The sequence below is a fragment of the Pseudoglutamicibacter cumminsii genome (assembly GCF_003143995.1).
GTDB classification, from domain to species: domain Bacteria; phylum Actinomycetota; class Actinomycetes; order Actinomycetales; family Micrococcaceae; genus Pseudoglutamicibacter; species Pseudoglutamicibacter cumminsii_B.
In genome coordinates, this window is sequence record NZ_QFWG01000014.1 from 40,495 (window position 1) to 53,049 (window position 12,555).

A 12,555-nucleotide genomic window follows, 5' to 3' on the forward strand; every position below is an offset into this window, starting at 1 on the left:
ATGCACTTCGTACCGGCGTCCGTTTGCGCGCGAGCGAGCTTCGCGGCCGCGGCTGGATGAACACCGGCGGTAAGGACCTTGATCTCGCGAGTCTTCGCGGCAAGATCGTGCTCCTGGATTTTTGGACGTTCTGCTGCATCAACTGCCTGCATGTGCTCGATGAGCTGCGTCCGCTTGAGGAAAAGTACAGCGACGTGCTCGTCACGATCGGTGTGCACAGCCCCAAGTTCGAGCATGAGGCCAAGAAGGAAGCGCTTGAAGCCGCGGTTGAGCGCTACGAGATCGAGCACCCGGTTCTGGATGACCCGGAGCTGATGACGTGGCAGGCCTACACCGCGCGTGCATGGCCAACGCTGGTTGTTGTTGACCCTGAGGGCTACATCGTTGCGCACCTTTCGGGCGAGGGCCACGCCGCTGGCCTCGAGTCTTTGGTCGAGGAGCTCATCGAGGAGCACGACGCGAAGGGCACCTTGCACCGCGGCGACGGCCCGTACGTCGCACCGCCGGCACGCGAAGGCGACCTGCGCTTCCCGGGTTCGGCCATCGAACTTCCGGACGGCCAGTTCCTCGTGGTTGACTCCGGCCACCACCGGTTGACGATCATGGACACCGACCTCGTGACTAAGGTCGGCCAGATCGGTTCCGGGAAGCGTGGCTTCGCGGACGGCGACGCAGAAACTGCGCAGTTCAACGAACCGCAGGGCGCCGCGGTTGTGCCTGCCCACATCGCGGAGAAGATCGGCTACGACGTCCTGGTTGCTGACACCGTCAACCACCGTTTGCGTGGCGTCAACACGGCTACCGGCGAGGTCACGACCGTTGCTGGCAACGGCGTGCAGCGCCTGCTCGATGCGGAACGCGCCCGCCTCCAGGACGCCGGCTGGGCACGTGAGCTGGGCGAGAACGCTACCGAGCTTTCGCTCTCGTCCCCGTGGGATCTCGCGTGGGCTGAGAAGGCTGGCCGCTTCATCGTTGCGATGGCGGGCACACACCAGATCTTTGGCTTTGACCCGATCAAGGCCGAGGTGACGTTGGAAGCCGGCTCCGGCATCGAAGGTTTGGATGACGGCACGGCGGATGTCGCGATGTTCGCGCAGCCGTCCGGTGTGGATGTGGATGCGAACGGCGACGTGTGGATCGCGGATTCGGAGACGTCCGCGGTGCGTGTGCTGCGTCTGGGTGAGGACGGCACGGTCGCCAAGGTTGAGACCGCGACCGGCCTCGGGCTCTTCGATTTCGGTTTCCGCGACGGCCCGGCCGATGAGGCTCGCCTGCAGCATCCGCTGGGTGTTTCGGTGCTCCCGGACGGTTCGGTTGCGATCGCGGACACCTACAACGGTGCGGTGCGCCGCTACGACCCTGCAACGCATACGGTTGGCACGCTCGCTGAGGGCCTGCAGGAGCCGGCTGAGGTGCTCGTCGACCACAGCGTTGACGGCGATCCGGTTCTGTTGGTCGTTGAAACCAACCAGCATCAGCTCGTGCGTGTCCCGTTGCCGAAGGAAGCGACCACGGTTGACCGCGGAGCATCGCAGACGCAGCGCCCTAAGACGCTCGTGAAGCCGGGCCAGCACAAGCTCACCGCGCGCTTCACCGCTCCGGTGGGGCAGAAGCTGGACTACCGCTGGGGCGACCCGACGCAGCTGCAGGTTTCCGCGTCCCCTGAGGAACTCATCCTTGAGGGTGCTGGCACGAGCCAGGGGCTTGTGCGCGAACTCGTGCTCAACCCGGAGATCACCGAAGGTGTCCTGCACATCACGGCACGCGCCGCGGCGTGCGATGGCGAGGAAGGCCAGGAGATCCCGGACCACGCGGCCTGCCACCTGTACCAGCAGGACTGGGGCATCCCGGTTCAGCTCGATGACGCGGGCGAGGACCACCTCGAGCTTGACCTGCGCGGCCTGAACTAGCGCCGGCGGAGCTAACCGGCGCGGCCGGAGCCAGCGCCCACATCGGCGATTCTCCGCAGAAGCATCTCTTAACAAGGCGGGACCCTAGGCGTAGGGTTGATCTATCGTTCAATCCACGCCGGGGTCCCGTTTTGTGTGGCCCCACCGGTTTCTGCGCCGTTGAGGAGGCCGCCTATTCATGTCCCGCATGTTCGCCTCGCTGCAGATCAAGAATTACCGGTGGTGGTTTTTCGGCGGCTTGGTTTCGAATATCGGGACGTGGATGCAGCGCATCGCGCAGGATTGGCTGGTCCTGACCCAGCTGACTGATAATTCGGGGACCGCGGTGGGCGTCGTGATGGGTCTGCAGTTTTTGCCGATCCTCTTTTTGTCTGCCTATGCGGGCGTGATGGCTGACCGGTATCCGCGGTTGCGCATCGTCCAGATCGCGCAGGCGTTCATGTGTGTGCTCGCGGTGATCCTGGGTGTCATGGTGCTCACGGAGACGGTTGAGCTGTGGCATGTGTATGCTTTCGCGACGCTGCTGGGTGTGGGTGCGGCGTTCGATGCGCCGGCCCGTCAGGCTCTCGTGAATGACTTGGTGCCGTCCAAGCTGGTTCCGAACGCGGTTTCGTTGAATTCGACGAGCTTCAATTCGGCGCGGCTGATCGGCCCGGGCGTTTCGGGGCTGTTGATTGCCGCGGTCGGTACGGGCTGGGTTTTCTTGATCAACGCCGCGAGTTTCGCGGGCGTTCTGCTTTCGCTGTTTGTGATTTCCCGGAACATGCCGGCGAACAGCCAGCCGCGGGTTCCGCGTAAGCGTGGCCAGGTTGTTGAGGGCATCAAGTATGTTGCGCAGCGACCTACGCTCATCATGATCATGGTCCTCGCGTTTGTGGTGGGTTCGTTTGGGCTGAATTTCCCGGTGTTCAACTCGGTTATGGCTACCACGGTGTTCGATGCGGATGCCGAGGTGTTCGGTTTGCTCGGCACAATCCAGGCGTGCGGTACGTTGGCTGGCGCGTTGATGGCGGCGCGGAGGCAGGGTTCGCGGCTGAAGTTTGTGGTGGGCGGCGCGATCGGTTTCGGTATCACTGTGATCGCCGCGTGTGCGGCTCCGTGGCTGTGGCTGTACGCGCTTTTGCTGATCCCGACCGGTTGGGCCGCTGTGACGTTCTTGAATTCGTGCAATGTGACGTTGCAGATGACGGTGGACCCGCGCTATCGCGGACGTGTGATGGCGCTGTACATGGTTTTGGTTATGGGCGGCACACCGCTTGGCGCGCCTTTGATGGGCTGGCTGGCCGAGGTCCTGGGCGCCCGCGCGTCTGTTTTCTTGGCGGGGCTGATTTCGTTGCTGGCTGGTTTGTGGGGACTGTGGCACTGGAACCGGCATGCACCGCAAGGCGAGTTGCGGCGCCGTGTGCGCCGCATCCGCGTCCGCTTTGTGGGCCGCTGAGTAGCTGAGGTTACACGGCCGGCTGAGCCGCTACCGCATCGTACGCCGCCTCACCGGCCGCAGCAACGCTCACCCGAACAGCATCGCGCAGATGAACATGAGCGGCACCCCGAGCAGTGTGGAGAGCAGCACGGTGTCTTTCGCGGTGACCATGCCTTGGTTGTAGTGGGTTGCGGTCACGAACACGTTTTGTGCGGTGGGGAGCACGCCGAGGATCACGGCCATGAAGATGCCGGCGGAATCGAGCTGGAATACGACGGCGGCCAGCAGCCACGCGATGAGCGGGTGCACGATGAGTTTGAAGGTGAGCACGAGCACGACGTCGATCCGCCGGCCGTTGCCGTGCTGGAGCGGCTTGGAACCTACGAGTGAGATACCGAACGCCATGAGCATCGCCGGGACCGCGGCGCCACCGAGGATTTCGATGGGGTTCATGACGGTTTCTGGAATGGTGGCTCCGGTGGTGGCTACGATGACGCCGGCGAGTGAGGCGAGGATCAGCGGGTTAGTTGCGATGCCTTTGAGCGCGCCGACCACGCCGGAGCCGACGCGCTGGGTCTGAACATCGAGGCAGATGAGGGAGAGCGGCTGGAGGATCGCGAGCTGGAACAGCAGGACCGGCACGGAGTAGGTGGCGTCGCCGAGCACGAAGATCGCGATGGGGATGCCGAGGTTAGCCGAATTGACCATGCCGGCCGAGAGCGCGCCAACGGTGAGTTCAGCTGACCTGCGTTTGAGGGCGAGGCGCGCGATCAGCACGTAGAGCGTCATGACGGTGAATGCGCTGATCGCGGCGATGAACACTTGCGGCCCGAAGATGACAGCGACGTCGGCTCGCGCGATTGTGTGGAACAGTTGAAAGCCAGTGGCTTGGATCCCCGCAAGTTCCGGGAGCACCAGGCCGCGCTTGGTGCTCGGAGCTTCGGTTACTCATGAGGTTCGCAATGGCGGAATTGTTAACCTAGGCTTGACCTCGTGAGCGAGTGCCGGTTCTGCTCGGCTTGGGGCAGCGACCGGCAGCTCGCGCCGCGCGAGTCTGTGGCGTATGAGGGCGCGGATCGCGGTGCATGATCCACAGTTGAAATAGAGAAAAGAGAGTGAAACGTATGACGAAGCGCGTGAGTGTGATTGTTGGGAGCCTGCGTCGTGGATCCTTTGCCCGTAAGATTGCGCACAACCTGATTCCGATGTTCCCTGAGGGGTACGAGGCGAAGATCGTGGAGATCCGCGACCTGCCGCTGTACGATTTCGACTACGACGACCCAGAGGTCACCGACAAGCCGGTGCCGGCGGAGTACACGGAGTTCCGCGAGACGATTAAGGCCTCTGACGGGGTGCTGTTTGTGACCCCGGAGAACAACCGCACCATCCCGGCGTGCCTGAAAAACGCGGTGGATATTGGGTCGAAACCCAACGCCGACGTTGCGTGGAAGGGACTCCCGGCGGGAATTGTGAGCCACTCTGTTGGACGCATGGGCGGGTACTCGTCGCAGAAGAACCTGCGCCTTGCGCTTTCCTACTTCGACATGCCAACGCTTGGCCAGCCCGAGGTGTTCCTGTCGCAGTCGCCTGAGCTTTTCGGTGACGGGGATAAGATCACCCGCGAGTCAACCGTTGAGTTCCTGCAGAAATACATTGACCGCTTCGCTGAGCTGATCGAAAAAACCAGCCGCGATTAGTTTTCGCGGGCGCGTAACCCAAAGGCGAGGGGGAAACCGAACACGTTTCGGTTTCCCCCTCGTTTGTTGTGTGGCAGTTTTGTGTCGCCGCGGCCGCGCGGTGGCGCAGGCGCTAGCTGTCTGCGCCCCCTGCGTCAGTTGCCGCCTCGGCCCGCAACGCCTCGACAAGCGCCTCGTGTGCGTCCCAGATTTCGCGCGGCATATCGGGCAGCTCGCGCAGGTGCTCAGCGCGGTGATCGGTTTCCTGCAGCCAGCGTTCAACGTCAACCCGCAGCAGTTTGTCGAGATCCGCCGCGTCGATTTCGAGACCGGTAAAGTCGAGCTCTTCAACAAGCGGGAGCACGCCGATCGGGGTTTTGCGTCCCTTGACTTTGCCGTCGCGGTACTGTGTGAGCCAGTTCAGCGCGCGCAGGTTCTCGCGGAAGCCCGGCCACAGGTAACGACCGGTTTCGGGTTCGCGCTGGAACCAGTTGACGTGGGCAAACATCGGCATCTCTTTCAGCTGCCCGAGCACTTTAAGCCAGTGTTCGGCGTAGCGACCCTCGGAGTACGAGAAGAACGGACGCATCGACATCGGGTCGTAACGCAGCTGCCCGTCAAGCCCGTCCGCTGCGAAAGTCGCCTCGGCGCCGAGTGTCAGCCCGTCGTAGACGCCATCAACAAGGTTGTCGATTGCGCGGATCAGCGGTTCACGATCGCGGGTGCGGCCACCGAAGATAATCGCGTCAACGACCACGCCCTCGGGTTTGGAGACGTCTTCGGCGAGGTTCGGGATGCGCTCCAGCGGAATAGTGAAGCGGCTGTTCGGGTGCGCCCACGGTTCGTTTTGCTGCTCGGCGGTGCGGTCGGTGATTTTCGCGCCGGTCCAGTCGAGCCACCCTGCCGGGTCGGCCGGGGGTTCGGGGGTGAGACCCTCCCACCACACCTCGCCGGTGACTTCGTTGTAGGCGGTGTTGGTGAAGATCGTGCCCGATCCCTCAGCGATTGCCGCCATCGCGGTGGGGTTGGAACCCTCGTTGGTGTCTTTTGCGACACCGAAGGCACCGTTTTCGGGGTTGATGGCACGGAGTTTCCCTTCGTCGTCAACCCACATCCAGGCGATGTCGTCGCCGTAAAAATCAACGCGGTAGCGGTCGCCGAGTCCGTTTGGCGGCAGCGTCATCGCGAGGTTGGTTTTCCCTGACGCGCTCGGGAAGCCGCCGCACACGTGCGTGGTGACGCCGGTTTCACGGTCGTGGATCCCAAGCAGCAGGAACTGCTCCGCGAGGAACTTCCCTGAGGCGTAACCGTCGTAGGACGCCTGGCGCAGACCGTGGGCGATTTTACCAAGCAGCGCGTTGCCGCCGTACGCGGAGCCGAAGTGCAAAATGGTGCGCTCGTCTGCGACGGTCACAAACATCCGCTCGTCGGCGTCGGTGCCCTGCTGCAGCGCGGTCAGGTCACCCGTGAGGTGCACACCGCGCACGAAGAAGTCCTGGTCGCTGACACCGTCGAAGTGCTCAATTCCGACGCGGGCCATGCGGATCATCTGCAGCACCACGTTGCGGTCGTCGGTGAGCTCAACTCCGAGCGCGAAGTTCGCAAGCGGGGTGCCGGGAGGGGCCATCAGGTACGGCACCACGTACATGGTTTTACCCGCCGAAGCGCCGCGCATGCGGCTCGTCAGCAGCGGTTTGACCTCGCTTGAGTGGCGCCAGTTGTTGTAGCGCCCGCGATCCGCCTCGTCAGCCGTGGCGACAAAGGTGCGCTCTTCGGTGCGGGCGGTGTCTTTCGGGTGTGACCGTGAGTAGTAGCGACCTTTGCCTGCGCGGAGCATTTCGCCGGCGGCGATGGCCTCTTCGAGCAGCCTGGCGTCATCCGCTGCTGAGACGAGCTCGATCTTTTCAGGATTGGTGATCTCTGCCCACTCGCTCACAAAAGCGCGAACGCTTTCCACGTGAATCTCTGGAGGAACTTGAAATTGCTTTGATGCGGTCATCAGGCGCCCTCATTCATTCTTTAGTTTCCGGGTCTCACTTGTGCTCTCTACCGTAGTACGTCGAGTCTGACAGCACCATAAGTATCCCCCTTGAGTCTTGGGTTCGGTATGACGTAGTCTGCACTTCGGCGTGTCGTAGATTTGTGAGAGTATTCGTGCTAAACACTATATGTGGTGCCCGCAATGTGGGTCAGGACTAGATGTAGGGGTGGGATTGCTGAGGCGCAAATGCTGAGAGGAGAACATGCTGATGAGTGAACGCAGGGAAGGCCGAACACGAAGCGTCGCGGAGGTGCGAGTGCTCGAGGGGCAAGATTCACCTGACCTGGTGTTTTTCTCGAGCGTTTCGGAGAACACCCTCCGCTTCGTCGAGAAGCTCGAGCGCCCGGCGGTGCGGATCCCACTCCGACCGCGCACAGAGGGAATGATCCGAGTGACCAGGCCCTACGTGCTCGTGGTTCCGACCTACGGCGGCGGAGCGCAGGCCGGGGCGGTGCCGCGGCAGGTGATTACGTTCCTGAACGATCCTGCAAACCGCGCGCTGATCCGCGGCGTGATTACCGCGGGGAACACCAACTTCGGTGAGCACTACTGCATCGCAGGACCGATCATCTCAGCCAAGTGCAAAGTTCCTGAGCTGTACCGCTTTGAACTTCTTGGCACCAACCGCGACGTTGCTCGAGTCAAGGCTGGTTTAGACGAATTTTGGGCACGACAGAACACATTAGAAGCAGAAGCAAATGAGGAGGACGTCGCATGACGATCGCCACACCATCAGAAACAACCACCCCCAACACTGCAGGGGTTGGCGGGGTCGGCGAGCGGAAGGACTACCACGCGCTCAACGCCCAGCTGAACCTGTTTGCGGCGGACGGGTCGATCCAGTTTGACAAGGATCACGAAGCGGCGGAGGCCTACCTGAACCAGCAGGTCATCCCGAACACGAAGCAGTTCGCTTCGGTGTGGGAACGCCTGGAGTGGCTGATCGAAAACGAGTACTACGAAGCCGAATACCTGCGCGCCTACGACAAGGACTTCGTCGAGCGCCTCCACGAACAGGCCGACGCTTTCGGGCACAAGTTCCAGACCTTCCTCGGTGCGTTTAAGTTCTTCACCTCCTACGCGCTGAAAACCTTCGACGGCAGCCTCTTCCTCGAAAACTTCGAGCAGCGAGTTGTTGCCACGGCGCTGTTCCTCGGTCAGGGTGACGAGGAACTGGCTTCGAAGACGGTCACCGAGATCCTCTCGGGCCGTTTCCAGCCGGCAACTCCGACGTTCTTGAACGCGGGTAAGAAACAGCGCGGCGAGCTCGTGTCGTGCTTCCTGCTGCGCGTTGAAGACAATCTCGAATCGATTGGCCGCAGCGTTAACTCTGCGCTGCAGCTGTCCAAGCGCGGCGGCGGTGTGGCGCTGCTGCTGTCAAACCTCCGCGAGGCGGGTGCCCCGATTAAGCAGGTCGAGAACCAGGCTTCCGGTGTTGTTCCCGTGATGAAGATCCTCGAAGACAGCTTCAGCTACGCGAACCAGCTCGGCGCTCGCCAGGGCGCAGGCGCTGCGTACCTGCACGCGCACCACCCCGACATTATGCGGTTCCTCGACACGAAGCGTGAAAACGCTGACGAGAAGATCCGCATTAAGACCCTGTCGGTTGGGGTTGTGATTCCGGATGTGACCTTCGAACTGGCTAAGCAGAACAAAGATATGCACCTGTTTAGCCCCTACGATGTGCTTCGCGAAACCGGTATTCCGCTTTCGGATCAGTCAATCACCGAGCGCTACGACGAGTTCGTCGCGAACCCGCGGATCCGCAAGACCACGATCAGCGCGCGCGAGTTCTTCAAGACCCTCGCTGAGCTGCAGTTCGAGTCGGGCTACCCGTACGTGCTGTTCGAAGACACTGTGAACCGTGCGAACCCGCTCGAGGGGCACATCAACATGTCGAACCTGTGCTCGGAGATTCTGCAGGTGAACACCGCCTCTGAGTACGACGCCGCAATCGGGTACGAGACGATCGGTCACGACATTTCGTGCAACCTCGGCTCGCTGAACATTGCGCAGGCAATGGCCAGCCCGGACTTCGGCGCAACCGTTGAGATTGCGGTGCGGGCGCTGACGAGTGTGTCGGATCAGACCGACATTCAGGCGGTGCCGTCAATTGCCGAGGGTAACCGTGCGTCACACGCCATCGGCCTCGGCCAGATGAACCTGCATGGCTACCTCGCTTCGCAGCGCATCCACTACGGCAGCGAAGAGGGAATTGACTTCACCGACGCGTACTTCCGCACGGTGACCTACCACGCGCTGCGCGCTTCGAACCAGCTGGCGATTGACCGCGGTGCGACCTTCGCGGGCTTCGAGAAGAGCGACTACGCTGACGGCAGCTACTTCGACCGTTACACGGCCGAGGAGTGGGTGCCAGAAACCGCGCGGGTGCGTGAGCTCTTCGCCGAGGCTGGAGTTGCGCTGCCGACGGTTGCGGACTGGGAACAGCTGCGCGAGTCGATCCGCGAACACGGTATCTACAACGCGTACCTGCAGGCGGTGCCACCGACCGGGTCGATTAGCTACGTGAACAACTCGACGGCTTCGATCCACCCGATCGCCTCGAAGATTGAGATTCGTAAAGAGGGCAAGCTCGGCCGCGTGTACTACCCGGCTCCGCACATGACAAACGACAACCTCGAGTTCTTCGAAGACGCCTACGAAATCGGCGCCGAGAAGATCATCGACACCTACGCTGCTGCGACCAAGCACGTGGATCAGGGTCTGTCGCTCACGCTGTTCTTTAAAGACGAGGCGACCACTCGCGACATCAACCGCGCGCAGATCTACGCGTGGCGCAAGGGCATCAAGACGCTGTACTACATCCGCCTGCGCCAGCCCGCGCTCGAGGGAACCGAGATCGAAGGCTGCGTTTCCTGCGCGCTGTAGTCGCGTTCGCGCCCGCGTGTGCGCCCGTGCTGCGCGCGCGGGCGCACCGCGCGCCGTCCGCGCACTCCGCGCACTGACCACCAGACACCACTAGTGAAAGAGCTTTATTGAACTATGACTGATCCGTTGAACACCGACCGCCCGCTGCAAGAGATCTCGGTCACCCCGCCGTCGTACCGCCACGACCCGACAGCCCGGCTGCGCCCCATTAACTGGAACCGCGTCACCGACGACAAAGACCTCGAGGTGTGGAACCGTCTGACCGCGAACTTCTGGCTACCAGAGAAGGTGCCGCTGTCAAACGACATCCCCGCGTGGCAGAAAATGACCCAGGAAGAGCGCACCCTCACGATGCGCGTCTTCACCGGTCTGACCATGCTCGACACCGTGCAGGCAACTGTCGGTGAGATCGTGCAGATCCAAGACTCCCGCACCGAACACGAAGAGGCCGTCTACACCAACATTGCGTTCATGCAGTCGGTGCACGCCCGCTCGTACTCCTCGGTGTTCTCAACGCTGACGAGCACCCCGGAAATCGACGACGCCTACCGCTGGGCAGTTGCCAACGATCTGCTGCAGGAACGCTGCAAGAAGGTGCTGCACCACTACTACGGCGATGATCCGCTCAAGCGTAAAGTGTCTTCGACGCTGCTGTCGTCGCTGCTGCTGTACGCAGGGTTCTACCTGCCGCTGCACTTCTCGGTGCACGCGACGCTGACGAACACCGCAGACATGATCCGCCTGATTCTGCGTGACAAGGCAGTGCATGGTTACTACTCGGGTTACAAGTACCAGCGCGGACTCGAGACGCAGAGCAAAGAGCGTCAGGAAGAGATGCGCAAGTTCACCTTCGACCTGCTGGAAGAGCTCTACGAGCTTGAGCTGCAGTACTCGGGTGAGCTGTACGAGCCGCTCGGCCTGATGGACGACGTTGCCGTGTTCGTGCGTTACAACGCGAACAAGGCGCTGATGAACCTCGGTTACCCGTCGCGGTTTACCGCTGAAGAGACCGAAGTGAACCCTGAGATTCTCGCGGCGCTGTCACCTGGCAGCAACGAAAACCACGACTTCTTCAGTGGATCAGGATCGAGCTACATCATCGGTAAGGGCGAAGACACCACCGACGACGACTGGGACTTCTAGGCTCAAGGGCTTAACGGCTCGAGGGCTCAGCGGCTCGATTCGGGCCGCACCGTCCGAATAGCGCACCGCGGGTTGGACGCTGGCACACGCCGGCAACCTTCCCGCGGTGCGCTGTTTTGTGCCCGAGCCAGCGCGATTCTTGTCGACTAAGATCGACAAAACCTCCGCAAAGTAGCAGCTTGTCGACTATACTCGACAAAATAGGGAGGTTTGTGGTGGACAGAATCATTGAACGCCCGAGATACTTTTCGCGGATCCAGCCCTTTATCGACAAACCCCTCGTGAAGGTGCTCACCGGTGTGCGTCGCTGCGGCAAATCTACGATTCTGCAGCAGCTGCAAGAAGTGATTCGCGCGGGCAGCGCTGATCCACAAGTGTTTGCGATGAATTTTGAGTCCGCTGACGGGCTTCACATCACAGACGCAGCGGCGCTGCTACGGCGCATCGAAGCCGAAAACATCAACAAAAACACCCGCGCGTATTTCTTCTTTGACGAAATTCAGCAGGTCGCCGACTGGGAGAAAGCCATCAACGCGATCCGCGTCGACTATGACGCAGATATCTATGTCACCGGGTCGAATTCGCGCATGCTTTCCGGTGATCTCGCCACACATCTTGCCGGTCGCTACGTTGAGTTCTTGATCCAACCGTTTTCGTTTGCGGAATTTGTCGAGCTGCACCGCCAAAGCGACCGCACACTGAGCGAACACTTCCAGCACTTTGTGCAGTTCGGCGGTTTCCCGGCGTTGAAATACTTCAACCTCGACCGGGAACCCTCGCTCGACTACCTTGACTCGGTGTACAACTCGGTTGTGCTCAAAGACGTGATTGAGTATCACCAGATCCGCGACGTCGACATTTTTCACCGCATCGTCGGTTACTGCTTCACAAATATTGGAAAAACCTTCTCGGCGCAGTCACTGGTGCGTTTTTTCAAAAGCGAGGGGCGCACCGTTTCGGTTGATACCGTGTTGAACTACCTTGAGTTTTGCGTGAACGCTTTCTTGATTTATCGGGTTCCGCGCTTTGACATTGCGGGGAAGGCGAGGCTTCGGGCAACTGAGAAGTACTATGCGGTGGATCACGGTTTTCGTGAAACGCTCGGCCTTTCGAACCAGGCCGACATTGAGCTGACCCTCGAAAACATCGTGTGCGTGGAGCTGCTTGCGCGCGGGTACGAGGTAAGTGTCGGAAGAGCCGGCGCGCGCGAGATTGACTTCATCGCCCGCAAAGGTTCCGACACCGAGTACTTCCAGGTGAGTTACCTGCTCGGCAGCCAAAACACCGTCGACCGCGAGTTCGGTGCCCTTCGCGGGGTTACCGACAACTTCCCGAAAACCGTGCTGAGCATGGACCAGTTCGACATGAGCCGCGACGGGATCCAACACAAAAACATTATCGAGTGGCTTGTCGAGCCCTCACCGTTGCACAGCTAGGTGTCATCGCCTAGCCTGAATACCAACATGACCGGTACTG

9 protein-coding genes are annotated in these 12,555 nt (G+C 61.2%); 7 read left to right on the plus strand and 2 right to left on the minus strand.

The genetic code is table 11. The annotated features are described in order from the left end of the window. Positions 1 to 56: 56 nt before the first annotated feature. Complete coding sequence (locus CAY35_RS08920; RefSeq protein ID WP_109304270.1) at positions 57 to 1,910, plus strand: NHL domain-containing thioredoxin family protein; 1,854 nt, start codon at positions 57 to 59, stop codon at positions 1,908 to 1,910. 178 nt (positions 1,911 to 2,088) lie between these two features. Further along, positions 2,089 to 3,348 carry an MFS transporter gene (locus CAY35_RS08925; RefSeq protein ID WP_109304262.1) on the plus strand — a complete coding sequence of 420 codons (1,260 nt, stop codon included), beginning with the start codon at positions 2,089 to 2,091 and terminating at the stop codon, positions 3,346 to 3,348. A gap of 69 nt (positions 3,349 to 3,417) precedes the next feature. Here the strand turns inward: CAY35_RS08925 and CAY35_RS08930 are convergent, their stop codons facing one another. After that, positions 3,418 to 4,245 carry an AEC family transporter gene (locus CAY35_RS08930; protein WP_109304263.1) on the minus strand — a complete coding sequence of 276 codons (828 nt, stop codon included), beginning with the start codon at positions 4,243 to 4,245 and terminating at the stop codon, positions 3,418 to 3,420. Between the two features lie 209 nt (positions 4,246 to 4,454). Between CAY35_RS08930 and CAY35_RS08935 the strand changes: the two genes are divergently transcribed. Continuing rightward, positions 4,455 to 5,027, plus strand: coding sequence for an NADPH-dependent FMN reductase (locus CAY35_RS08935; RefSeq protein ID WP_019174205.1), 573 nt, complete (start codon positions 4,455 to 4,457; stop codon positions 5,025 to 5,027). A gap of 112 nt (positions 5,028 to 5,139) precedes the next feature. On the opposite strand, the gene CAY35_RS08940 is transcribed toward CAY35_RS08935, so the two are convergent. Beyond that, a complete protein-coding gene (locus CAY35_RS08940; RefSeq protein ID WP_070491708.1) occupies positions 5,140 to 7,005 on the minus strand; it encodes a phosphoenolpyruvate carboxykinase (GTP) in 1,866 nt (621 codons plus the stop codon). 244 nt (positions 7,006 to 7,249) lie between these two features. Between CAY35_RS08940 and nrdI the strand changes: the two genes are divergently transcribed. From nrdI to CAY35_RS08960, 4 genes are all read left to right on the plus strand, one after another. Next, entirely contained in the window at positions 7,250 to 7,765 is a 516-nt protein-coding gene (gene nrdI / locus CAY35_RS08945) for a class Ib ribonucleoside-diphosphate reductase assembly flavoprotein NrdI (RefSeq protein WP_019174207.1), read from the plus strand. Further along, positions 7,762 to 9,936: a class 1b ribonucleoside-diphosphate reductase subunit alpha gene (gene nrdE, locus CAY35_RS08950; RefSeq protein ID WP_109304264.1), complete on the plus strand. Its 2,175-nt coding sequence runs from the start codon at positions 7,762 to 7,764 to the stop codon at positions 9,934 to 9,936. Before nrdI ends, nrdE begins: the two co-directional genes overlap by 4 nt. Before the next feature lie 114 nt (positions 9,937 to 10,050). Further along, positions 10,051 to 11,079 carry a class 1b ribonucleoside-diphosphate reductase subunit beta gene (nrdF, locus tag CAY35_RS08955; RefSeq protein WP_082784698.1) on the plus strand — a complete coding sequence of 343 codons (1,029 nt, stop codon included), beginning with the start codon at positions 10,051 to 10,053 and terminating at the stop codon, positions 11,077 to 11,079. A gap of 215 nt (positions 11,080 to 11,294) precedes the next feature. Beyond that, a complete protein-coding gene (locus tag CAY35_RS08960; RefSeq protein WP_109304265.1) occupies positions 11,295 to 12,515 on the plus strand; it encodes an ATP-binding protein in 1,221 nt (406 codons plus the stop codon). The last annotated feature ends 40 nt before the right edge of the window (positions 12,516 to 12,555 follow it).

Bases quoted from the DNA above. Each gene is read 5' to 3' on its own strand.
- CAY35_RS08920 (WP_109304270.1), top strand. From the start codon at position 57: ATGAACACCGGCGGTAAGGACCTTGATCTCGCGAGTCTTCGCGGCAAG.
- CAY35_RS08935 (WP_019174205.1), top strand. From the start codon at position 4,455: ATGACGAAGCGCGTGAGTGTGATTGTTGGGAGCCTGCGTCGTGGATCC.
- nrdF (WP_082784698.1), top strand. From the start codon at position 10,051: ATGACTGATCCGTTGAACACCGACCGCCCGCTGCAAGAGATCTCGGTC.
- CAY35_RS08940 (WP_070491708.1), bottom strand. From the start codon at position 7,005: ATGACCGCATCAAAGCAATTTCAAGTTCCTCCAGAGATTCACGTGGAA.
- CAY35_RS08925 (WP_109304262.1), top strand. From the start codon at position 2,089: ATGTCCCGCATGTTCGCCTCGCTGCAGATCAAGAATTACCGGTGGTGG.
- nrdE (WP_109304264.1), top strand. From the start codon at position 7,762: ATGACGATCGCCACACCATCAGAAACAACCACCCCCAACACTGCAGGG.
- nrdI (WP_019174207.1), top strand. From the start codon at position 7,250: ATGCTGATGAGTGAACGCAGGGAAGGCCGAACACGAAGCGTCGCGGAG.